This is a genomic window from Blautia sp. ZXY-1-C6 (genome assembly GCF_056339875.1).
Genome location: NZ_JBWJVQ010000219.1, coordinates 1 through 23,821, shown reverse-complemented (window position 1 = coordinate 23,821; position 23,821 = coordinate 1). Strand labels below are relative to the sequence as shown.

Sequence of the window (23,821 nt, the reverse complement as noted above, 5' to 3'; positions counted from 1 at the left end):
GAGTGCATATGGTACAAGATGGAACTGTATCATGGCTTATGGTGCAATACTGGTATTTCCGGTAATTCTGATGTTTATTTTCTTACAGAAATATATTGTAGGCGGTCTTGTCGCAGGTGCGGTAAAAGACTGATAAAATAAAGCTATTATTTATATTATAAACAAGTTCAGCGGATTAGAACAAAACAGATAAAACTGCAGTTCCAATTCGCTGAAACTCCATTAAGAATGAAAAGGAGAAGGCAGAAATGGCAAATCAGGAAGAAGTAAGAGACGTATATGGGTATTTTGAGCAAAAAGGAAATGCGCTGTGCTACCGTTATGAGGCTGAACGGGTAAGAATTGAGCCGTGGGGTGCTGACAGCCTTCGTGTACGTGCATGGAAAACCGCAGAGATGGATCCGGCAGACTGGGCATTGATCAAACCAGAGAAGGAAATCACACCGGAAATCGAAGTTCGCGAAGACGGAGCAACGATCCGTAATGGTAAGATCCGTGCAGAGATTAATCTGATCGGTAAAATTGCATTTTATAATCAGAAAGGAGAACTTTTACTGGATGAGTATGTCCGCAACAGAAAAGATATGTTCGGAAATACCTGCAGTTCTCTTGAAGTAGAAGCCAGAGAATTTAAGCCTATCACAGGTGGGGATTACAGACTGACAATGCGTTTTGTTTCCACACCGGAGGAGAAAATATATGGTATGGGCCAGTATCAGCAGCCATACCTTGATGTAAAGGGAGCTGATCTTGAACTGGCACACAGAAATTCACAGGCAAGTGTTCCGTTCATGCTTTCTAGTCTTGGATATGGATTCTTGTGGAATAATCCGGCTGTAGGACGTGTAAATTTTGGCAAAAATATTACAACATGGGAAGCATTTTCTTCCAAGAAACTGGATTATTGGATCACAGCAGGTGACACACCGGCCGAAATCGAAGAAGCTTATGCAAATGCAACAGGCAAAGTTCCGATGATGCCGGAATATGCAATGGGATTCTGGCAGTGCAAACTTCGTTATCAGACACAGGAAGAACTTCTTGAAGTAGCAAGAGAATATAAACGCCGTAACCTCCCGATTTCTGTAATAGTTGTTGACTTCTTTCACTGGCCAATGCAGGGCGAATGGAAATTTGACCCGACATACTGGCCGGATCCGGATGCAATGATCAAAGAACTGAAAGATATGGGAATTGAACTGATGGTTTCCATCTGGCCGACAGTAGATTACAGAAGCGAGAATTTCAATGAAATGAAGAGTAAAGGTCTTCTGATCCGCGTAGATTCCGGATATCCGATATCCATGGATTTTCAGGGAAATACACTTCATTACGATGCAACTAATCCGGAAGCACGTGAATATGTATGGGAAAAAGCAAAGAAGAATTATTATGATAAAGGTGTAAAAGTATTCTGGCTGGATGAAGCAGAACCGGAATATACAGTTTATGATTTCGAGAATTATCGTTATCATCTCGGACCGGATATTCAGGTTGGAAATATTTATCCTGTTATGTATGCAAAGACATTTTTTGATGGAATGAAAGCAGAAGGACAGGAGAACATTATCAATCTTCTCCGCTGCGCATGGGCCGGTTCACAGAAATATGGTGCACTGGTCTGGTCCGGAGACATCAAATCTTCCTTCCCGAGTATGAAAAATCAGGTTGCAGCAGGTCTTAATATGGGAATTGCAGGTATTCCGTGGTGGACAACAGATATCGGCGGATTTTTCGGAGCAAATATAAATGATCCGGAATTCCATGAACTTCTGGTCCGTTGGTTTGAATATGGATGCTTCTGTCCGGTTATGAGACTTCACGGATATCGCTGGCCGCTTCAGCCTCAGTATGGTACAACTGGTGGAGCTACATGTGTATCAGGAGCACCAAATGAGGTATGGAGTTACACAGATCAGGTTTGTGAGATTCTGTCAGATTATTTGAGATTAAGAGAGCGCATGCTTCCATATATTACAGAATTGATGGAGGAGGCTCATGAAAAAGGAACTCCTGTTATGCGTCCGCTGTTCTATGACTTCCCGGAAGACAAAGAAAGTTGGAATGTAGAGACAGAGTATATGTTTGGACCAAAAGTTCTGGTAAAACCGATCACAGATGCAGATGCACGTGAGACAGATGTATATCTTCCTGGTGGAGCCTCCTGGACAAATGCATGGACAGGTGAAACCTTTGAAGGTGGACAGAAAGTACATGTGGCAGCACCGATCGAGCAGATTCCATTGTTTACAAGAGATGGTTACAAACTGCCGATGAAATAAAGAAGTTTAAAGATCAGGAGGGTGTCGCAGAATTATCGAGGGATAATTTTCGACACCCTTTTAAAGAACATTTAACCGTGTCACCGCTGATCCAAATGGATGATAAAGGAGAAGAAAAAATGGGAAAAGCAGCAAATTCAAGTATTTCTCTTAAACAGATTCATGTTACAGATAATTTTTGGAATAAATATGTGCATCTGGTAAAGGATGTGATTATTCCTTATCAGTGGGATATTCTGAATGATAAACTGGAAGATGTAGAAACCAGTCATTGTATAGAAAATTTCAAAATTGCAGCAGGAGAAAAAGAGGGAGAATTTCAGGGCGCCGTATTTCAGGATACGGATGTTGCAAAATGGTTGGAAGCAGTTGGTTTTGTGTTAAATTATGAAAGAGATGAAAAGCTGGAAGAATTGGCTGATGAGACGATTGAACTGATCGGACGTGCACAGCAGCCGGATGGATATTTAAATACATATTTTACGATCAAAGAACCGGATGGACGATGGAGTAATCTTATGGAAGGTCATGAGCTTTATACAGCAGGGCATATGATCGAGGCAGCAGTAGCATACTATGAAGCAACCGGAAAACGTAGATTCCTGGAAATTGTATCAAAATTTGCAGATCTTGTCTGCCAGACTTTCGGACCGGAAGAGGGAAAAATCCATGGATATCCGGGACATCAGGAAATAGAACTGGCACTTGTAAAGCTTTACCGTGTAACACGTGAGAAAAAATATCTGGATCTGGCAAAATATTTCATAGATCTGAGAGGTACTGGCAAAAATTATTTTCTGGAGGAGGAAAAGAGACCGGGACATAAGCGTATTTTTCCGGATTTTGTAAATTATGATACCATGTATGCGCAGGCACATAAACCGGTAAGAAAACAGAGGACAGCAGAAGGACACGCTGTAAGAGCAAACTATATGTATTCTGCAATGGCAGACCTGGCATATGAATATCAGGATAAAGAATTACAGCAGGCATGCCGAAACTTGTGGGATAATATGGTGCACAAAAGAATGTATATTACAGGAAGTGTTGGATCTTCTGGATTCTTGGAACGATTTACAACAGATTATGATCTGCCAAATGACAGCAATTATTCTGAGACATGTGCTACGATTGCACTTGCTATGTTTGGAAAGAGAATGGCAGATATGGAGAAGGATGCTTCTTATATGGATGTAGTGGAACGGGCTTTATATAATACACTTTTATCAGGCATAGCTATGGATGGAAAAAGCTTTTTTTATGTAAATCCTCTGGAAGTATGGCCGGTAAGCTGTATGCCGAGAACTTCACGTGAACATGTGAAACCTGTCAGGCAGAAGTGGTTTGGTGTTGCATGCTGCCCGCCAAACATTACCAGAACATTGGCATCTCTTGGACAATACATCTATTTCCAAGAAGAAAATGAAATTTACGTAAATCTGTATGTTGCAAATGAAACAGAAGTTACACTTAATGGAGTTCCGTTCAAAATTACGTTAAAAGGAAATTTCCCATGGGAAAACAAGATGACAGTTTCTGTAGATGGTGTGCAAGAAACAGAGGCGATGATCGCATTCAGGGTTCCGGCATATGCAGAGAATTTCAAAATTTTGAGAAACGGTAAAGAAGAGAATCTGACAGAAGACCATGGATATATTAAAATTTCCGGAAAAATGTATAAAGAAACATTTGAAGTAAGTTTTGATGCAGAGCCAGTATTTGTTCATGCAAATCCACAGGTAAGAGTTGACAGTGCAAAAGTGGCAGTAGTAAAGGGACCTCTGGTTTACTGTGTGGAAGAAGCGGATAACGGGGAGAATCTTTCTTCTGTTATGGTTAATACTGATCAGAAGATTGAAGAAACATATGATGACGAACTTCTGGAGGGATGCAGTGTACTCCATATAACCGGCAAAAAAATTTCAGAGAAGGGTTGGAATGAAGGAATATTGTATCAGAACAGAAAAGTAGAACTGGAAGATGTTAAATTGACACTGGTACCATATTGTTATTGGGGAAATCGTGAAAATGGAGAAATGCTTGTGTGGATGAAGGAACTTTTTTATATGTAATTCGCTGATAAAATAAAGGAAAAATAAAAGGAGATCGCAGAAAAATATGTGGTCTCCTTTTGGTCTGTTTAGTATTTGTTTGATTATAGGCTGACAATTATTTTTTCTTTTTGGAATTATGCTCCGGTTCCGGATTCATCCCGTCGATTATATGCTCAATCATCATTTTCTTTACATAGACATCAAAGCTTAACAGGCAGATAAATGAAAATCTCTTCAAATTCGCCTGATCTTCTTCATCTGCGTCCCCGAAAGTATCCTGTGCTGTTTTGTATTTGCGCAGAAGGTCTTTTTTCAGGGATTCAATCTGTTCCTTTTCCATGCTGAAAACTTCATTATAAATATAAGTCATATCTTTCTCAGTCATGGATTTAAAATATTTCTGCGCAATCGGTGTGAGCAGAGTCTGGATATCATTGATGGAAAGAATATTCTTGAAATAGTAAATAAAAATCAGCATCAGTACATGTTCTTTGGAATAACGTTTCTTCTCAGGCGGGGGAAGAAGTTTATTCTTTGCATAATTGTTGATCATAGTCTTGGTGAGAATCTTATCATCTGCGTAACGTTTGGAAGAAACGAGCTGCTCTTCCATAAAGGTTGTCACCTGGTCCATATATAAATCAATATTTGGGATGTCTTCCGGTTTAATATAGTCAATCCTGGATACACTTTCCAGAATGCTGTTTATCATGTCTTTATCATCGATTGTCATCTTTTATCACCTCTGTTCCTTATTATATAGTTTTAAATACTACTTGTAAATGTTTTTTTTACTCATTATAAAATTTATTATTCAGTGTAGAGCTGCATAGCGAAGCGGATTGCGAATATCCGCTTGAATTTACAGGAATCAGTTGTAGGCGAACAGATTTTTGTGTATAATCATAAAGATATATGCCTGTTCAGGCACAAAAAATATTTCGAGAGATGTAAACGGTAACCGGTACATATTTTGAATCTGAAAGATTGTTGCAGGAATCAACTTGTTGATCAGCATGGTTGTTTGTAAAATAATGTACCGTACAGGAAGAAGACAGGAGAAAATATGAGCGATATTTATAGTACATTAAATCCTCAGCAGCAGGAAGCGGTTTACCATACAGAAGGTCCACTGCTGATCCTTGCGGGAGCGGGTTCGGGAAAGACAAGAGTACTTACCCACCGCATTGCTTACCTGATAGATAAAAAGGGAATCAATCCCTGGAACATTCTGGCTATCACATTTACAAATAAAGCAGCCAGTGAGATGAGAGAACGTGTAGATAAAATAGTGGGATTTGGTTCCGAGAGCGTATGGGTTTCCACATTCCATTCTACCTGTGTGCGTATTCTGCGTCGTTATATTGACCGTCTTGGATATGATACCAGATTTGCTATTTATGACACAGAAGATCAGAAAACTCTGATGAAAGAAGTGTGCAGAAAACTGAATATTGACACCAAGAAAACAAAGGAACGTTCTCTTCTGGCACAGATTTCCCATGCAAAAGATGAACTGATCACACCGGATGAGATGGAACTGAATGCAGGTGGGGACTTTGTTAAAAAGAAGGTTGCTGAGGTATATCGGGAATATCAGGCTGCTTTGCGCAGAAATAATGCGCTGGATTTTGATGATCTGATCGTAAAGACTGTAGAGCTTTTTCAGAACTGCGGAGATGTTCTGGAAAACTATCAAGAACGTTTCAGATATATCATGGTGGATGAGTATCAGGATACCAATACTGCACAGTTTAAATTTATAAGCCTGTTGGCCTCTAAATATGAAAACCTCTGTGTAGTCGGTGATGATGACCAGTCTATCTATAAATTCCGCGGTGCAAATATTGGAAATATTCTTGGGTTTGAGCATGTTTTTCCAGATGCAAAAGTTATCCGTCTGGAACAGAATTACCGTTCCACAAAGAATATTCTGAATGCAGCCAATGCGGTGATCGCAAACAATACCTCACGTAAATCAAAAACACTCTGGACTGAGAATTCGGAGGGGGAACGAATCCATTTCCGCCAGTTCATGAACGGATATGAGGAAGCAGAGTATGTGGTAGGTGAGATTTCCAGAGTTCACAGAGAGAATGGTGCGAAGTATAAAGACTGTGCAGTTCTGTACAGGACCAATGCACAGTCACGACTCTTTGAAGAGAAGTGTCTTCTTGCGAATATCCCTTACAAGATTGTAGGCGGTGTGAATTTCTATGCGCGTAAAGAAATCAAAGACCTGTTATGTTATCTGAAGACAATTGACAATTCCAGAGATGATCTGGCAGTCCGCCGTATCATCAATGTACCGAAGCGTGGAATCGGAGCCACAACTCTTGGCAGAATACAGGATTATGCGGATAAAATGAGTGTGAGTTTCTATGATGCCTTGCGTGTGGCAGAGGAAGTTCCGTCTATCGGAAGAAGTCTTTCAAAGATTGATGGGTTTGTAACCTTTATCCAGAGTTTAAAGAGCAAGGCAGAGTCCTATACAGTACGTGAACTTCTGGAAGAAGTGATTGAACTTACCGGATATGTGGCAGAGCTGCAGGCTGAAGATACAGATGAATCGAAGGCAAGAATCGAGAATATTGATGAACTTATTTCCAAGACAGAATCCTATCAGGAAGCAATGGAAGAACAGGGACAGACTGCCACACTTTCAGGTTTTCTCGAGGAGATTGCACTGATCGCAGACATTGACAGCGTGGATCCGGATCAGGATTATGTGCTTCTTATGACACTACATAGTGCCAAAGGTCTGGAGTTTCCGAGAGTATTTCTCGCAGGAATGGAAGATGGGATGTTTCCGTCTTATATGTCCATTATATCAGATGACAGATCTGATCTGGAAGAAGAGAGAAGGCTCTGTTATGTGGGTATCACAAGAGCTATGGAGGATTTGACGCTGACAAGTGTCAGACAGCGGATGCTCCGGGGAGAAGTACAGTATAATAAAGTATCCAGATTTGTACGTGAAATTCCGCGGGAGCTTGTGGATCTGGGACAGGAAGCTCAGGAAAAGAAGAAAAAGATTGAAGAGATGATTCAGGCAGACAGAAACCTTGCAAAAATGAAAATGGCTTTTGAGACGAAAACATTCAAGCCCAGAGAATTTAAGGTGACGAAGGCTGCTGCACTGGATTACGAAGTGGGAGACACTGTCCGCCACATTAAATTTGGTGTAGGAATTGTTAAAGACATTGTAGACGGCGGAAGAGATTATGAAGTCACTGTTGATTTTGACAAAGTGGGAATAAAGAAAATGTTCGCAGGATTTGCAAAGCTGAAAAAACTATAATAATTTCAGAATCAGGATGATGCAGGCAAGTCACGCCTGCCGTCTGTTAACCGGGCGATTGGGGCAGGTGACTTAAGTCACCTGCGGAGGCTGCGAAAAGCAATAAGCAGTAAGGCGAACGATTTTATCCGCTTTATATATGAGACAGGAGTTCAGGAAGTTTCATAAGACTGTCAAATTCATGATCAGGGATGATTTCTGAAGTCTTCTCATGGCTGGGATTAAACCAGATCGTGCGGATTCCGGCATTGATGCCGCCCTGGATATCAGAGGTCAGGCTGTCCCCGATGATTACTGCTGTTTCCTTATGGAAATCAGGGATTCTGGAGAAGCAGCAGTCAAAGTATTCCCTGCCCGGTTTATTGTATCCCAGTTCTTCGGAGATAAAAATACTCTCAAAGTAACGGGAAATTCCGGAACTTTTAAGCCGTCCCTTCTGGACACTTAAGGTACCGTTTGTAACCAGATACATCCGGTATTGACCGTAAAGAGTTTCGAGCAATTCTTCTGCACCATCTATGAAATAGTGTCCCTGGGCCAGAAGAGTTTCATAGGTATGTGCAGCTTCTTTTGCAGGTACATCCACATTCAGCTCTGCAAAAAGAAGCCGGAATCTCCGAAGCTTTACCTGGTCTCTGGTGATCTTGCCCTGTTCAAGAAGCTTCCACTGGGCGAGGTTGAGCTCACTGTAACGCTTCAGAACTGAAGGCTCGGGAGCAATGTGAAAACTTTTCAGAGTTTTTGCGATAGCTGCTCTTTCTGCCCGGTTAAAATCAAGTAATGTATTATCAAGATCAAAAAAAAGTGTTTCTACCATAAGTATTTATCCTCTCTTATCAGATCGTTGCTGTCGGCATATTTTTAAGTCAGGGGCAAAATTCATTCCAGATTGCCTGCGGCAATGGAATTTTGGTTTGTATGTCTCGGGATTTTGGCATATTCATGCCAAAACACATCGCGGGATAGTGGTGTGTAAACAGTAACCCCCTGATATCATTATAATAAAGAAATTAACAAAAGTATAGAATAAATGCAGATATCTTATGGTAAAATTACAGAAAAAGTGTTATAATAATTTCATTAAACAGCAGACGGCAGAAGTGTTAAGTGTCAGCTGATGAATTATTGAGAGGATGGTGCGATTATGAATATCAAAATTGAAGAATTATTATCAGCATTAAACAGAAAAGAAGAAGAGAAAGAAAAAAATACAGTCCTCTGGGTACTGGCAATCATTGGCGCAGTTGCAGCAGTAGCAGGTATCGCATTTGCTGTATATCATTTCTTTGCTCCGGATTATCTGGAAGATTTTGAAGAGGATTTTGACGATGACTTCGATGATTATTTCGAAGATGAAGAAGAATAATTACCTGTAATATGAAAATGAAAGAATAGCTCCGGCTTATACCGGGGCTATTTTTATGGAGGTTATTTATGAAAAAAGGCGAAATTTATGAAGGCGTGATTGAGAAAGTAGATTTTCCTAATAAGGGAATTGTGATAACAGACGGACAAAAAGTTACTGTAAAGAACGGAATGCCTGGACAGAAAGTCCGTTTTATGATCAATAAGAAGCGTTCCGGACGTGCAGAGGGAAGACTTCTGGAAGTGTTGGAGAAGTCTCCGCTTGAAACAAGAGAACCGGTCTGTAGCATTTTTCCGGAATGTGGAGGATGCATGTATCAGACCATGTCCTATGAAAACCAGCTCAAAATGAAAGAATGTCAGGTTCGCGAACTGTTGGATGGTGCATTGAACGGCACTGATTACCAGTGGGAGGGAATTCATGGAAGCCCCATTGAATTCAGATATCGAAATAAAATGGAATTCTCCTTTGGTGATGCATATAAGGATGGTCCGTTGACGCTGGGTCTGCACAAAAAAGGCAGTACCTATGATATTCTTACAGCAGATGACTGTCAACTGGTTCATGAAGATATGACGAAAATCCTGACTTGTGTGCATGAATACTTCCTGAAACGAAACGTTTCCTATTATAAAAAGATGCAGCATACAGGATATCTGCGCCATCTGCTTCTCCGCCGCGGTGTGACTACAGGAGAGATTCTGGTCCATGTGATTACCACCAGTCAGGAAGAACATGATCTGGAATCTCTGAAAGAAGAACTTCTTGCACTTCCGCTGGAGGGTAAAATTGTGGGAATCATGCATATTATCAATGATTCTCTTTCTGATGTGGTGCAGAGTGATGAGACACGTATCCTTTACGGTCAGGATTTCTTTTATGAAACGCTTCTGGGACTGCGATTTAAGATCAGTACATTTTCATTTTTCCAGCCTAATTCCCTGGCTGCGGAAGTGCTTTATTCTATCGTACGTGAGTATATCGGAGATACGAAGGATAAAGTAGTGTTCGACCTTTACAGCGGAACCGGAACGATCGCCCAGCTTGCAGCCTCCGTAGCGGACGAAGTGATAGGTGTGGAAATTGTGGAAGAGGCAGTAGAAGCTGCAAAGCAGAATGCAGCACTGAATAACCTGAGTAATTGCAAATTTATTGCAGGAGATGTCCTTAAAGTCCTGGATGATCTGACGGAGAAACCGGATGTGATCATTCTGGATCCGCCAAGGGATGGAATCCATCCCAAAGCATTGCCGAAGATTCTTTCTTATGGGGTAGACCATATTGTATATATTTCCTGCAAAGCGACCAGCCTGGCAAGAGATCTTCCGGCATTTCTGGCGGCAGGATATAAGCTGGAAAAAGCCTGCTGCGTTGATCAATTTTGTCAGACTGTTCACGTGGAGACGGTTGTTCTTTTGTCCCAACTGAAACAAAAGCCGGATGATTACATTAATGTCACGATTGAAAGAGAGTGCAATTGTGGAGGCATTGAAGCATTGTAAGATGAATAAATAAAGAGAGGTGCAGATGCTATGCCAGGTATACTCGTGGTTGAAGATGATGAAAATTTAAATCGTGGAATTACATTCTCACTGAAAAAATCCGGATATGAGGTTTTTTCAGCAGAATCAGTGAAAAAAGCGAAAAGAATTGCAAGTGATAATAATGTGGATGTTACCATTTGTGATGTGAATCTTCCGGATGGGAATGGACTGGAATTTGTAAGGTGGATGAGATGCAATTATAATACATACATTATTTGTCTTACAGCACTAGATCAGGAGATAGATCAGGTCATGGGATATGAAGCAGGGGCAGATGATTATATTACAAAGCCGTTTAGTCTTTCGGTACTTCTTTTGAAAATAGAAGCACATTTCCGCCGCAGACAGGAGAAAACGGAAGCCGGAAAGATGATTTCGGGAGATATCGTATTTATCGCAGGAGAAATGAAAGTCCTGATAAAGAGTCGTGAAATCAGTCTGACAAAAACGGAGTTGAAAATGCTGACTTTTTTTCTTCAGAATCCGAAACAGATTCTTTCAAAAACACAAATATTGGAAAATGTGTTTGATCTGGAAGGGGATTTTGTGGATGAAAATACAATCGCTGTCAATATCAGAAGACTCCGTGAGAAAATCGAAGACAATCCGGCTGCACCGGTCTATATAAAGAATATCAGAGGCCTTGGGTATATATGGAATCAGGAGGTAAGGCAGTGACAAAGAGATATCGCAAGAAGATTACAGTAGTGCTCTCCTTGGTATTACCTGTCATATTATTGTTTGCAATATTAAATTGCTTTACCACGTATGTGTTTTATGAAGATTATAAATATAAAATGAATCTTATGACAGAGATTGCTGCAAAGGAAGAATTTTCCGGGCTGGATGCTGTTTCGGAATTGCTTAAGGATAAGGATATTGAAACTAACGAACAGGGAAGGCGATTATTGGAGCAATATGGATACTGGGGGAATAAAGGGAATGCATTTTATTCGCAATTCCGGCATCAGGTTATGGTAACCGGTGCTGTAAGCACTGTGATATGCGTGCTTCTTTTGACTTTTTTACTTTATTGGAAGAAAAAAGAAGATGCGTGTCATCAGAAAATTTTAGACCAGTTGGAAGAAATTCTGATCAGATTCCGTGAAAATAAATTTGATGATTTACTGAAAACGGAAAATCATGCAGAACTGGAAAAATTGAATGACCAGCTTGAAGCAATCGGACATCATATTCAGTTGATAAAGGAAGAAGCAAGGGCAGAAAAGGAGAATACGAAAGAAATGGTTTCTGATATTTCTCACCAGTTAAAGACACCGGTTGCAGCTTTGGATACATGTTTTAGTGTGCTGATGCAGAATGACTTAAGTGCCACAGAACAGGAGGAGTTTCGTATCCGTTGTCGGAGTGCTCTGGATGGACTGGAGACATTATTGCAGTCGCTTCTTGAAATATCCAAGATGGAAACTGGACTGATTCAGATTAATAAGAAAAAACTTCCGCTTATGGATACTGTCATATCTGCTGTGAACCGCACTTATCCTAAAGCGGATGAGAAAGAAATTGAATTCGTTTTTGACTATGAAAAAGAGCTGGAAACATGCACGATTATGCAGGATAAAAGGTGGCTTGGTGAAGCTGTGATCAACGTTCTGGATAATGCGGTCAAGTACAGTCCGGGTGGTTCAAAAATATTTATCCGGTTACAAAAAAGAAACGATTTTGTAAGAATGGAAATTGAGGATCAGGGAATTGGTATTCCGCAGAATGAGTATCACAAAATTTTTCAACGATTTTACAGAGGAAGTTCCAAGGAGATCATGGAAAAGAGTGGTACAGGAATCGGACTTTTTCTATCGAGAGAAATTATCGAAAAACACGCAGGTACGATTACGGTAACCTCCGGCAAAAAGAAAAAAGGAAGCACGTTTGTGATTCAATTACCATATGTTGGTTAAATTTTAAGTGAGCAGAAATCTTACAATTCTGTAAGATTTCTGCTCGTTTTTTGAAAGTGAAATGAAAGATTGTCCTGATACAATTTGGATGTAGGTTGAAAAATGACCAAATATATAAACAGGCAAAGAAAGCGTGCTGAAAAGGTACGCTTTACAGAATTGAAAAGGAGGCAACACATGAGTGTGATATTAGAAACCAAGCAGCTTTGTAAGTTTTATGGCGCAGGTGAGAATCAGGTCAAAGCGGTCAATCAGGTGGATATTCAGATTGAGCAGGGAGAATTTGTCGCAATTGTTGGAAAGTCAGGTTCCGGTAAAAGTACATTACTTCATATGCTTGGAGGGCTAGACACCCCGACAAAAGGCAGTGTTACTTTAGCAGGGAAAGATTTATACAGGATGAAGGAAGATGCCCTTGCTGTTTTCCGCAGAAGAAAAATCGGATTTGTTTTTCAGGCATTTAATCTGGTTTCATCTGTTAATGTCTGGGAAAATATTGTACTGCCACTGGGGCTTGATGGAAGAAAAGTGGATGAAGCGTATGTAAATGATATTATTGCAACTCTGGGGAGTGAAAACCGGATTTATAATCTGCCAAATCAGTTATCCGGAGGACAGCAGCAGAGAGTAGCAATTGCAAGAGCACTGGTGAATCGTCCGGAAATTATATTTGCAGATGAGCCGACAGGAAATCTTGATTCTAAGACCAGTGATGAGGTAATCGCTCTGCTTAAGATGACAGCAAAAAAATATGGACAGACAATTGTAATGATTACCCATGATGACGAAATTGCACAGGCCGCTGACCGTATTCTGGTGATTGAGGACGGACAGGTGGTGGATTTCAGATGAAGACAATAAGCAGGATTGCATATAGCAATGACAAAAGGAACAGGACAAGAAGTATACTGATCATGATGGCAATCTGTCTGACCACGATGCTGCTTGTTATCATCAGTACTGTGGGAAATGGGGTAATTCATTTACAGAAAAGTCAGGCGGCAGGATCATATGGAAGCAATTATGGTCTGTTTGTTTCCGCAGACGGATCGCAGTTAAAAGAAGTAAACCGCCGTGCGGAAATAGATGCTACAGGCACTATGTGCACCGAAGGTATCATAAAAGGCAATGAAAAAGGCGGGTTTGTCTGCATGGATGAGACTGCAAGAAAAATGCTTCCTTATAATAAAGAATATGAGTTGAAGGAAGGAAAGTATCCGGAAAAAATGCAGGAAATTGCCGCAGGAAGAGCATTTTTTCGTGCAATGGGGTATGGTGATGTAAAGATCGGAGATACGGTTACACTGGATTACCGCGCAGGGATGCAGTCAGAATATAAGCCGGAAGAATTTGTTGTCAGCGGAATCCTATATGATCGGGATGAGTATACTATCGAGGCATCTTATGTTGCTTTCGGGTCACAGGAGTTTTATGATGAGCACGTCGCAGAGAATGACAGACAGTATAATATTTATTTTACTTTAAATGATTCTGCAAATGTATCTATGAATAATATTGATTCGGTTATAAAGCAGATTGCAGCAGCTTGTGGAATCGAAGAAAAAAACGTTATAGTCAATGATCTCTATTTGCAATGGGTATTGCAGCCGAGTTATGAAATGATTGCGGTATGCGGGGTTTTGATTCTTGCAATTGTACTTTTCTCTGTTGTGGTCATTTATAATATTTTTCAGGTCGGTATTGCCAACAAGATACAGGAGTATGGAAAAATCAAGGCTCTGGGAGCGACAAAAAAGCAGATGAAACAACTGATCTTCAGAGAGGGTATGTTTTTGACAATTTCTTCAATACCAGTTGGATTGCTTCTTGGTTTTCTGATTGCAAAATGCGGTTTTAACTGGCTGGTAGAACAGGGGAACCTTGTATCAACCGGAACTGGCTCTATGGGAGTTCAAAATCAGCAGGTGCCTCTGTTTTCCCTGCCTGTTATACTTCTCTGTATTTTCGTATCATTTCTTACCGTTGCTTTGGCACTGCGTAAACCAATGAAAATTGTTTCACGGATTTCACCTATCGAAGCAACACGGTATTTAGAAAATGCAGAAACACACAAAAAAGGAAAACGAAATGGCAGAAAAAATGTCACCGTGTTTTCTATGGCAATGGCAAATATAACGGGTAATCCCAAAAGAACTATTGGTACTATCCTCACAATGGGTTTTTCTTGCGTATTGTTTGTGATTATCTCTAATTATGTGGGAAATATTGACACGGAGCATGAAGCACGTCTTTCCGTTAATCATGGACAATTTGAACTGCAGCTTGACTATTCTGCTGAGTATGATGAAAGATATCCGGAGAATAATCTGGATACGATTCTGACGGATGATCCATTGAATGATTCGCTGATTGAAGAAATCAAAAGCATTCCGGGAGTAACAGATGTCATGACGAGAGAGATTGTCTCTGTAAATCTGAACGGAACAAGATTTCCGGTTGATATTGTGAGTAAAAAGGATTTTGATTTTATGCGCCAAGAAGGGGATATTGGCTCTATGGACTATGATCAGGCGGTAAAGAATGGTGATATTTTCTTTGGCTGGTCAACGTGGATGGAACAAGATGGATATGCTCCGGGTGAATCCATTGCATTTGACTTTGAGAATGGAAGTGGAACCTATACCTATCAGGGAAAGATTGCAGGATCTTTTGTAAGTGCGGACACTTATCTTGTCATTCCGGAAGGTGTATATCGTTCCATGAATCCGAGGGGAACAGCCTATGGCTATCTGTGGGTGGACTGTGATAAAAAAGATGTGGCATCTGTAGAACAAAGTCTGAATACTTTGATTTCTAATACTTCGCATATAAAAATGGATACTTATCATGCGCAGTTACAATCTGCCGAATTTGCAAGCAGCATGATGAAGCTTGGCTGTTATCTGTTTATGGCTATTGTAGGACTCATCGGGTTTATGAATATGGCGAATACCATGATCATGAATATTACGACAAAAAAGCAGGAATATGGTATATTACAGGCTGTGGGTATGACAAATAAACAATTAAATTCATGCCTGCAGTTACAGGGACTGATGTTTACGGTTGGTACCATATGCGTAGCTTTGATCATTGGTCTGCCGCTCGGCTATGCACTTTTTTCCTATGCAAAACATAATGGAATATTTGGAATGAATATCTATCATGTTCCAATCGTACCAATTTTTATTATGATTTTTTTGGTCGGTCTGTTGCAGATTGTACTTTCCTGCGTTTTAAGCAGTAATCTGAAAAAGGAAACGCTGGTAGAAAGAATAAGGTATCAGGGATAGCAAGTAATATGTAATGAACTAGAGCGTGTCTGAAAAATAAAAATTGCACAAAACGCATGTTTTATTTCCCTTTTTCATGATAAAATAAAGAAAAAGGGGTGTTCACTATGTTGAGACGATATGAGTTGACTGATTAAGAATGGCTTCGCATTGAACCTTTATTACCTCCTGAAAATACTGGAAAACAAGGACGTCCGAGAAAGATGGACAGATTATATCACGAGAAATGATTGAGCAGTCCATTGACGATGGTGAAGCTTACCGCATTGTACTTGATGGCAAAAAAGTAGGCGGTGTTGTGATTAAAGTCGAGGGTGAAAAAGGCGACCTTGATCTTCTTTTCGTTGCGCCATCAGTTCATAGCAAAGGCATCGGGTATGCTGCATGGTGCGAAGTTGAGAAGTTACATCCAGAAGTGAAAGTTTGGGAAACCGTAACGCCCTATTTCGAGCAGCGGAATATCCATTTTTATGTGAACAGATGTGGTTTTCGCATCGTAGAGTTCTTTGACAAATATCACCAAGACCCCAATGATCCGGAAATGAATGCTGAAAAGCAGGACGAGCAGTTTCCGGACGGAATGTTTCGGTTTGAAAAGGTTATTCGGTAAATTTATATTTGATAAAGGAGATGGCAAATATGTGATGGTCTATTGGGGGCGGAATCATAATCTTTGCGTTAGGTATGTTTATCTTCTTAAAGCCGGGCTTAATATGGAAATTAACAGAAGAATGGAAATCTTATCGTGCAGATGAACCATCTGAGTTCTATTTGAAAGCCACAAAAATCGGTGGTGCTTTATTTGCCCTATTTGGAATTATTATGATTATGCTTCCATTTATTTTGGAGTGACAATTCCGGTTTGCAGAATACTACTTGTAGGACTTGGTTTCCACTGTTTTTTTATTAAAGTGTAAAGAAAAACTGCGCCATAGCCTTGGCAGGCCATCGCGCAGCGATTTTGTTCAATTGGAAGTTATGGCTTTGACTTTTTCCGAATAATCAGCTTTAGGATAATACATACGACCACCACAACAGCCACCAAGGCACCATCCAACAGCAGCTCTGTGTACCACGGTGCAGACTGTATGGCATATAAATTTGGGTAGGTTTTAAAGTGCCAGAACTTATAAATTCCGAATCCAATGAAAACTCCTATTGATGAACCAATAACGATGTTTAAAAAACAATTCAACTTTCTCAGCATGGCAGCACACACCTTTCCAAATTTCCGATTTGTACTTATTTCTTAAACAGCTCAGAATGTGAACCAAGGCGATAAAGCATCAAAACAAGAACATCTCCACAAATCTCATAAATAAGCAGCCAGTCCGGTTCGATGTGACACTCACGCGTGCCTTTGTAGTTTCCTGTAAGGTCATGATCCCTGTATTTTGCATCCAGCGTACCGCCATTCGCCAGAATATCGATTACCTCAAACAGCTTATCAAGATTTTTATTTTGCTTTTTTGCAAGCTTCAAATCCTTTTTAAACTGATTGGTAAACTGAATGTCGTATTTCATACGTCGAGAGCTGCTTTAAGCGCATCCATACTGGAATAACGCGGAGCAGAAGGATCCTTCATCATTTTTCTGCCTTCCTCAATGGCAGTGGCTGTTGTATCATTTGGTACTTCCAGTTTTAATTCAAAAGGAATACCATGCTCACGGATAGCGGTTCTCAGGAACATGTTTACAGCAGTTGTCATATTCAGACCAAGCTCATTGAAGATTTCCTCCGCCTGGTCCTTGATTGCCTTGTCTATACGAATATTTAAATTAGTTGTTGCCATACAGAACACCTCCATTCAAGTATAGTATATTCAAATATGTGCCTAATGTCAACACATTGTCATCATATAAGATATATATGAAAAACTGAAATAAATACTTTCTCCCCCAAATTATGCCTGTTTTGTTAAAAAACTTGATATCTGTTGTCCAAGAAAGAAACCAATCTGTGGATATAACTCTTGGATTTCCTGATATTTTGCCTCAATCATTTCCGGTTCATCAGCCCAGATATTTTCATATATTTTGAAAGCTCTTTTAAAATATGTTTTGGCTTGCGGAAGATTGGCAGTCATCAGATAAATGGTTCCAAGGGCTACCTGAAAATCTAGCAATAATGCCTGGTCAGAGTCAGTGCCAATGCTTTTTGTCTTTAACAGTATCCTTTAATTCCTGAATGATTATATTCATACCTTTGTGGTAGTTATAGTTATCCATGTATGGAAATTTAACCACACAGACGATAGGAAAGTGTGGGGGATTTCGCCTGTGTCATGACACAGGCAGTGCTTGCTACTCTTGATTAGTTAAAGACTTTTAACTTTCCTGATTTTAAAATAATACCGATCAATAATATCCTGCAATGTAATGGATTTCATTTTTTCATCTACCATATTTTGAATTTCATGATAGAAGTCCCCAATAGCGAATTGAATGTTGATACCGATTCCACAATCCGGATTGGTATCTGTGTCCAGGTGAAGCAGCGGCTTATCGCCCTCTACGGCTCGGTAGATGTCATACATATTGATTTTATCTGCCGATTTTGCAAGAGCGGCATTCGCATGACCTTGTGTGTTGACAACAATGCCTGCATTTTTCAGGGTTGCCATAAGCTGCCTGACATAAGCCGGGTTTGTCTTGATACTTTCTGCAATTTTTGTGCTGGAGAGTTGTTCTTCATCTCCAAGAGCAATAAATATAAGAATATGAATAGTGTCACTAAGCTTTGTGGAATATTTCATTTGTCACCTCGAATTTTCTTCTTGCAATTTTAAAATTTACATGATAATATGATTTCAATGCTTGATGTAAATTTAATTTTAACAAGTAAAAAAATAAAAGTCAAGCAAAATAAAAAGTGTGGAATCTGATATAAAAAAGGAGATAAAGTGGTGTATGCAAAAGGAGGAACAAGTCAGTTTTCTGGCGGGAAAGGAAATGTGGTGAAGATGAATGTATATCAAGAGATAAGCCAAATCATCAAAGAAGCAGATGGTATTTTGATTGGAGCCAGTAATGGTTTGTCTATCGCAGAGGGATATAATATTTTTGCAGATGACGCATGGTTTCAGGAAAATATGGGAGATTTCAGAGAAAAATACGGACTGCGTTGTGTTTTACACGGATTTTCAGTGCCAATGAAGGTAGAAGAAAAGTGGGCGTTTGTAAGCAGACTTGTTAAGGCAAAAGCTATGCAGGATGAGCCGAGTGAGATTATGAAAAATATCTATGCACTAGTAAAGGATAAAGAATATTTCGTAGTAACTTCCAATGCGGAGGATCATTTTGTGCCGGCAGGTTTTGAGGCAGACCGTGTTTTTGAAATGGAAGGGAAATTAACCCAGATGCGGTGCAAGAACAGATGTCATGACGAGGTCTATCCTAATCAAAAAGCAGTTCTCGCCATGACAGAAGAGGAAGTAAACGGAAGAGTACCCAAAGAGTTACTGCCGAAATGTCCAAAATGCGGTGGAGATATGGAAGTAGATTGGGGTGAGATGTCCTCGTTTACAGAAACAAAAAATTGGAAGGAAAAGGCTGCCCACTATCAAGAATTTATTCAGAATTTACATGGAAAGAAGCTGGTAATTCTGGAATTTGGTATTGGTTGGAGAAATCAGATGATTAAAGCTCCTTTGATGCAGCTAGCAGCAGTAGAACCACAGGCAAGATATATCACATTTAACAAGGGCGAAATTTACATTCCAGAAGAAATCAAAGAAAAATCCATCGGTGTGGATGGTAATCTTACGGTAGCGTTAAAGGAAATCAGAAAGGGAAGGATAGACTAAGTAAGGTGGTTAAAGATATTACAGTTGTGAGATAGGAGAATGAAAAAAATGAGCTGTTATGAAAATTTGGTAATGAAAACACAAATGAACTATTCCAGACACTATAGTACCTATGCATCCGGCGGTATTGCTGTAGTGTTGAGCAAACAAAAACCACTTCCTTATGAGGAACAGATTCAGGAATTTGTTCGCAGAGTGCAGGAGGCAGAGTGTATCATAGTAGGCGGAGCATCCGGTTTATCAGCGGCTGGAGGTGGTGATTTTTATTATAGTGATACCCCTTCTTTTCGTGAGCATTTTGGAAAATTTGCAGATAAGTATGGATTCAAAGGTGCTTTTAGCGGCATGATGCATCGGTTTTCTACAAGAAATGAACACTGGGGATATGTGGCAACTTTTTTAAATACTACACAAAATGCCCCTATCAGAGAGCCATATCTGGATTTGGATAGAATCTTGCAGGGAAAGGACTTTCATATCTTAACGACTAATCAGGATACACAGTTTGTAAAGATTTATCCGGAAGAAAAGGTCAGTGAGATTCAGGGAGATCATCGTTTCTTCCAGTGTTCCCAGTGTTGTCAGGATGAAACATGGGATGCCGTACAACCTGTGGCAGATATGATTGCGGCTATGGGGGAGGGGACAATGGTGCCGGATGAACTGATTCCTCGCTGCCCTTATTGTGGTGCGGAAATGTTTCCGTGGGTAAGAGGATATGGGAATTTTCTGCAAGGGAAAAAATACGAAGAAGAATATGAGAAAATCTCAAAATATATTCAAAAGAACAAAGATAGAAAAATTCTCTTGATAGAACTTGGAGTAGGGCGCATGACACCGATGTTTATACAGGAACCGTTTTGGGAACTGACAAACAGTTTGAAAGATGCATATTATATTTCCGTAAATTCAGAATATCAGTTTTTGCCGGAATTCATTGAAGATAAGGGGATTGCTATTTTGGGAGATATAGGAACAGTGTTAAAAGATTTGCAGAAAGCAAAAGAGGAAAGTGCATTTGTATAGGATACTTGTTCTTGATATTCCACTTGATGGAAAAACACTAGAATATTGATTGATACAAAACTGCACTCAGGGATATTGTGGGTGCAGTTTTGCATTAAAATTATTGATTACGATACAGTTTCTGATATGCAGTAGGTAATATCTGAAATATATCTCGGAAAGCCGATGTAAATTTACTTTGGCTTTTATATCCCACAGCGGCGGCAATTTCCGAAATAGATTTATCTTCCTGCAACAGCATATTCGATGCCAACTTCATACGGTATTCTTTCATGTAAGAAGCGATGGGCATTCCATAGACTGCTTTGAAAACGGATTTCAAAGTAGTGGTGTTCATCAGGTACTGCTTTGACAACTCTTCAATAGTATAGTGGCGTTTTAGGATATGTTCTCGTGTACGAAAAATGGGCATTTTATTGTTATTTTGAAAAGCTGCGAGGCGTTTCAGGAAGAGCAAACTGTTGAAGTCAAAAAGTGGCTGGGAGCGTTATATTTAATTCACTTTGACAGGGTGACATGACTGTATGGATCAAGGTTGGTTGCAGCTTCTGATTTTTATAGCCGTAATCCTTTAATATCTTTAATGCGTGATAAGATCATATTGCAACTGCAGCTGATAATGCCAGGCAGTGTATCAATGACATTGTGCAGGAAGTATTCCATTTCATTACCTGATGAAGCAACGGCATGTACATGAAGCCTGTCTCTTCCTGTGACACGGTAAATCTGTGTGACTGTATTATTTTTGTACAATATATCTGTCACCTGCGCCAGGTACTCCGGTTTTGTTTCAATTTCAAAATAGCATGATACAGCCCCACTGATTTTTTGCGGATTAATAATTGTTGTATATTCTTCGATTACGCCTCTTTTCTCCAAAGCCTGGATACGGGCTTTTACTGCCACTCTGGAAATACCGGTTTCTTCACCGATATCAGAGTAAGAGATACGTGCGTTTTCTATAAGCAGCCGGATAATCTTCTGATCCAGCTTATCTAAACCGTCCAGGTACATAAGTTCCCTCCTGTAAAATAATATAAAATATATCCATCTGATAGCAGCTTTTTTCAATATCAAATATCATATCATTTATATTACTAAAAGTAAACAGCAGCTTGACTTATTTGCTGTAACTACATATAATTGTTGCGTAACGAAATCTTAAACTTACATTTTGAAAATACAATCGTGATTTCGGATAAAAAGCAGGAATTGATGGAGGAAAATGAGAATGTCAAAAGATGAATATTTAATCACAGATGCCCCTCTTAAAGCACTGACTGTTTTTGCAATGCCTATGATTCTGGGCAGCTTCTTTCAACAAGTATATAATATGGCTGATTCCATTATCGTCGGTCAGTTTGTGGGATCCTCTGCACTTGCGGCAGTTGGAGCCTGTGCCGCTTTGACCAATGTTTTCATCTGTGTGGCTTTGGGAGCTGGTGTAGGAGCAGGTGTACTTGTGAGCCGCTATTTTGGAGCTCAGAATTATAGCAAAATGAAAACAATTGTGTCAACATCGTTGATCAGTTTTCTGATTCTGAGTATACTTCTGGGGGTTTTTGGCTTTGTTTTTTCTCATTTTATGATGAGTTTATTACAAACACCTGCTGACATACTGGATGAAGCGGTACTGTATCTGCGTGTTTATTTTGTGGGATTTCCCTTTCTGTTTATGTACAATATCCTTTCAACGATGTTCAATTCCATCGGTGAATCGAAGATTCCGTTGGGTCTTTTGATATTTTCTTCTGTTTTGAATATTGTTATGGATCTTTGGATGGTGGCAGGTTTAGGGCTGGGTGTGTTCGGTGCCGCCCTTGCAACTCTCATTGCGCAGGGGATTTCCGCAGTGTTTTCGCTTTTGATTTTCTTTAACCGGATGCGTCGATATAAAAGCCGCTTTAACTGGTTTGACAGGCAGGAGTTACATTCCATGCTTCGTATTGCAGTACCATCGGTTCTTCAGCAATCCACAGTGTCAATTGGTATGATGATCGTACAGGCGGTTGTAAATCCCTTCGGTACACAGGCGCTGGCAGGTTATGCGGCAACCATGAGAGTAGAGAATGTTTTTTCACTGATATTTGTATCCATTGGAAATGCGGTTTCGCCCTATGTTTCCCAGAATCTTGGAGCAAAGAAAATTGAACGTATCAAAAAAGGATACCATGCTGCACTGGTGTTGGACCTGTGTTTCGCAGTCCTTGCTTTCATAGTCATTGAAACACTGCACACTCCAATTTCTTCCTTATTCCTTGGAAAAGATGGAACCGCTCTGGCATATCAGGTGTCTGGGGATTATATGAAATGGCTGGGATATTTCTTTATTTTTATGGGTATTAAGATGGCAACAGATGGAGTTCTTCGTGGACTTGGAATTATGCGGCCGTTTCTCATTGCCAATATGGTAAACCTTGCCATTCGGCTGTCAGTTGCCTTGATTTTTGCACCGCGTTATGGAATTGCATTTGTCTGGCTTGCTGTACCGGCCGGATGGTTTGCGAATTTTCTGATCTCCTATGGGGCACTTAGAAAATCATGGCCGGTTGATGAAGGAGTTTCATTCCGGTAAATTTCTCTTAAGTTTTGATGGAAAGCTGGATTCGTATGTTAAGAGGTATATTTTCGTTACTGTTCACTGGCAATATCCCGCGAAGCGTGTTGCTGTGAACAGTAACATATTTTCTTATAGACATGATATAGTATGAGTGCTATAATAAAAATAATTTTTTATGGCATTTATTGGCAAACTGGTTGAAAAGCCGGGGCGCAAAGCCAGAAGGAGCTAAAGTCAGATTGAAATCTGGCCATGCCAGCCGGTTGCATCATGCCTCAGTAATAAAAAAGGTAAATGTTAAATGGGCATTATGGAAAAAGTTCCTGTAAAATTTTTTACAAGGAACTTTTTTTTGTCTTCAAGCGGATATTCGCAACCTCCGCAGAGGACTTACCTGATTCGGTTAAATTTGAGGGAAAATAGAGAAGAACAGCAGGAATGGAGAAAAGATGAAAGGAAAAAGAGTGATTGCAGGCATTCTGCTTGTGGGAATTTTAGCAACTGCCCTGGCAGGGTGCAAAAATGCAGATGTTACTAAAAAAGAAAGAGAAAAGCCCGTTATCACCCTGGGCAGTGACAGTTATCCGCCATACAATTATCTGAATGAAGATGGAATCCCCACAGGAATTGATGTGGAATTGGCTACAGAAGCTTTCAGAAGGATGGGGTA

General features: G+C 40.0%; 22 protein-coding genes, 1 pseudogene and 1 riboswitch. Of the genes and pseudogenes, 15 read left to right on the top strand and 8 right to left on the bottom strand.

Translation table 11 applies throughout. The features are described from left to right. Positions 1–248: 248 nt before the first annotated feature. Together AC075J_RS13445 and AC075J_RS13440 are read left to right on the top strand one after the other, a co-directional pair. Complete coding sequence (locus AC075J_RS13445; protein ID WP_025578117.1) at positions 249–2,282, top strand: glycoside hydrolase family 31 protein; 2,034 nt, start codon at positions 249–251, stop codon at positions 2,280–2,282. A gap of 119 nt (positions 2,283–2,401) precedes the next feature. Beyond that, complete coding sequence (locus tag AC075J_RS13440; RefSeq protein WP_476390415.1) at positions 2,402–4,354, top strand: glycoside hydrolase family 127 protein; 1,953 nt, start codon at positions 2,402–2,404, stop codon at positions 4,352–4,354. A gap of 97 nt (positions 4,355–4,451) precedes the next feature. On the opposite strand, the gene AC075J_RS13435 is transcribed toward AC075J_RS13440, so the two are convergent. Continuing rightward, positions 4,452–5,069 carry a DUF1836 domain-containing protein gene (locus AC075J_RS13435; RefSeq protein WP_118592670.1) on the bottom strand — a complete coding sequence of 206 codons (618 nt, stop codon included), beginning with the start codon at positions 5,067–5,069 and terminating at the stop codon, positions 4,452–4,454. Positions 5,070–5,402: 333 nt separating this feature from the next. On the opposite strand from AC075J_RS13435, the gene pcrA reads away from it, so the two are divergent. Beyond that, complete coding sequence (gene pcrA, locus AC075J_RS13430) at positions 5,403–7,637, top strand: DNA helicase PcrA (RefSeq protein ID WP_025581102.1); 2,235 nt, start codon at positions 5,403–5,405, stop codon at positions 7,635–7,637. A gap of 133 nt (positions 7,638–7,770) precedes the next feature. Here pcrA and AC075J_RS13425 read toward each other — a convergent pair whose 3' ends face one another. Next, positions 7,771–8,454 carry a YjjG family noncanonical pyrimidine nucleotidase gene (locus tag AC075J_RS13425; protein ID WP_025581101.1) on the bottom strand — a complete coding sequence of 228 codons (684 nt, stop codon included), beginning with the start codon at positions 8,452–8,454 and terminating at the stop codon, positions 7,771–7,773. Between the two features lie 327 nt (positions 8,455–8,781). Between AC075J_RS13425 and AC075J_RS13420 the strand changes: the two genes are divergently transcribed. The 8 genes from AC075J_RS13420 to AC075J_RS13385 all read left to right on the top strand — a co-directional run bounded on the left by AC075J_RS13420 (position 8,782) and on the right by AC075J_RS13385 (position 16,611). Further along, a complete protein-coding gene (locus AC075J_RS13420) occupies positions 8,782–9,003 on the top strand; it encodes a hypothetical protein (protein WP_008706577.1) in 222 nt (73 codons plus the stop codon). Between the two features lie 68 nt (positions 9,004–9,071). Continuing rightward, the gene (rlmD, locus tag AC075J_RS13415; RefSeq protein ID WP_244995385.1) at positions 9,072–10,505 is read left to right on the top strand and encodes a 23S rRNA (uracil(1939)-C(5))-methyltransferase RlmD; all 1,434 of its coding nucleotides are present in this window, start codon (positions 9,072–9,074) and stop codon (positions 10,503–10,505) included. A gap of 30 nt (positions 10,506–10,535) precedes the next feature. Then, positions 10,536–11,225, top strand: a complete 690-nt coding sequence (locus tag AC075J_RS13410) for a response regulator transcription factor (RefSeq protein ID WP_008706580.1) — start codon at positions 10,536–10,538, stop codon at positions 11,223–11,225. Beyond that, on the top strand, positions 11,201–12,466 hold the full coding sequence (locus AC075J_RS13405; protein WP_476390414.1) for a sensor histidine kinase: 1,266 nt from the start codon (positions 11,201–11,203) through the stop codon (positions 12,464–12,466). The genes AC075J_RS13410 and AC075J_RS13405 overlap by 25 nt, the downstream gene beginning before the upstream one ends. A gap of 177 nt (positions 12,467–12,643) precedes the next feature. Continuing rightward, positions 12,644–13,318 (top strand): ABC transporter ATP-binding protein, encoded by a 675-nt coding sequence (locus AC075J_RS13400; RefSeq protein WP_347461241.1) that lies wholly within the window; start codon positions 12,644–12,646, stop codon positions 13,316–13,318. After that, positions 13,315–15,759, top strand: coding sequence for an ABC transporter permease (locus AC075J_RS13395; RefSeq protein ID WP_476390413.1), 2,445 nt, complete (start codon positions 13,315–13,317; stop codon positions 15,757–15,759). Before AC075J_RS13400 ends, AC075J_RS13395 begins: the two co-directional genes overlap by 4 nt. A 226-nt stretch (positions 15,760–15,985) precedes the next feature. Beyond that, complete coding sequence (locus AC075J_RS13390) at positions 15,986–16,369, top strand: GNAT family N-acetyltransferase (protein ID WP_118565992.1); 384 nt, start codon at positions 15,986–15,988, stop codon at positions 16,367–16,369. Positions 16,370–16,410: 41 nt separating this feature from the next. Next, positions 16,411–16,611 carry a DUF6199 family natural product biosynthesis protein gene (locus AC075J_RS13385; RefSeq protein WP_330380764.1) on the top strand — a complete coding sequence of 67 codons (201 nt, stop codon included), beginning with the start codon at positions 16,411–16,413 and terminating at the stop codon, positions 16,609–16,611. Positions 16,612–17,001: 390 nt separating this feature from the next. Here the strand turns inward: AC075J_RS13385 and AC075J_RS13380 are convergent, their stop codons facing one another. From AC075J_RS13380 to AC075J_RS13365, 4 genes and pseudogenes are all read right to left on the bottom strand, one after another. Further along, a complete protein-coding gene (locus tag AC075J_RS13380; protein WP_008706593.1) occupies positions 17,002–17,283 on the bottom strand; it encodes a type II toxin-antitoxin system YafQ family toxin in 282 nt (93 codons plus the stop codon). Beyond that, positions 17,280–17,552, bottom strand: a complete 273-nt coding sequence (locus AC075J_RS13375; RefSeq protein WP_055199534.1) for a type II toxin-antitoxin system RelB/DinJ family antitoxin — start codon at positions 17,550–17,552, stop codon at positions 17,280–17,282. The genes AC075J_RS13380 and AC075J_RS13375 overlap by 4 nt, the downstream gene beginning before the upstream one ends. A 111-nt stretch (positions 17,553–17,663) precedes the next feature. Next, positions 17,664–17,873, bottom strand: a pseudogene (locus AC075J_RS13370) (tetratricopeptide repeat protein); the annotation flags it as partial. Between the two features lie 204 nt (positions 17,874–18,077). Then, positions 18,078–18,515 (bottom strand): Rrf2 family transcriptional regulator, encoded by a 438-nt coding sequence (locus tag AC075J_RS13365; protein ID WP_118330138.1) that lies wholly within the window; start codon positions 18,513–18,515, stop codon positions 18,078–18,080. 150 nt (positions 18,516–18,665) lie between these two features. Between AC075J_RS13365 and AC075J_RS13360 the strand changes: the two genes are divergently transcribed. Together AC075J_RS13360 and AC075J_RS13355 are read left to right on the top strand one after the other, a co-directional pair. After that, positions 18,666–19,565 carry an SIR2 family NAD-dependent protein deacylase gene (locus AC075J_RS13360; RefSeq protein ID WP_243099753.1) on the top strand — a complete coding sequence of 300 codons (900 nt, stop codon included), beginning with the start codon at positions 18,666–18,668 and terminating at the stop codon, positions 19,563–19,565. A gap of 48 nt (positions 19,566–19,613) precedes the next feature. Further along, positions 19,614–20,591, top strand: coding sequence for an SIR2 family NAD-dependent protein deacylase (locus AC075J_RS13355; RefSeq protein ID WP_476390412.1), 978 nt, complete (start codon positions 19,614–19,616; stop codon positions 20,589–20,591). A gap of 100 nt (positions 20,592–20,691) precedes the next feature. On the opposite strand, the gene AC075J_RS13350 is transcribed toward AC075J_RS13355, so the two are convergent. Together AC075J_RS13350 and AC075J_RS13345 are read right to left on the bottom strand one after the other, a co-directional pair. Then, positions 20,692–21,003 (bottom strand): helix-turn-helix domain-containing protein, encoded by a 312-nt coding sequence (locus AC075J_RS13350; RefSeq protein WP_082809189.1) that lies wholly within the window; start codon positions 21,001–21,003, stop codon positions 20,692–20,694. A 143-nt stretch (positions 21,004–21,146) separates the two neighbouring features. Next, positions 21,147–21,605 (bottom strand): Lrp/AsnC family transcriptional regulator, encoded by a 459-nt coding sequence (locus AC075J_RS13345; RefSeq protein WP_476390411.1) that lies wholly within the window; start codon positions 21,603–21,605, stop codon positions 21,147–21,149. Between the two features lie 217 nt (positions 21,606–21,822). On the opposite strand from AC075J_RS13345, the gene AC075J_RS13340 reads away from it, so the two are divergent. Continuing rightward, positions 21,823–23,166, top strand: a complete 1,344-nt coding sequence (locus AC075J_RS13340; RefSeq protein WP_022380201.1) for an MATE family efflux transporter — start codon at positions 21,823–21,825, stop codon at positions 23,164–23,166. 162 nt (positions 23,167–23,328) lie between these two features. Then, a riboswitch (cyclic di-GMP riboswitch) is annotated at positions 23,329–23,422 on the top strand. Positions 23,423–23,600: 178 nt separating this feature from the next. After that, positions 23,601–23,821 (top strand): transporter substrate-binding domain-containing protein (locus tag AC075J_RS13335; RefSeq protein ID WP_476390410.1); only part of this gene is annotated, 221 nt, incomplete at its 3' end.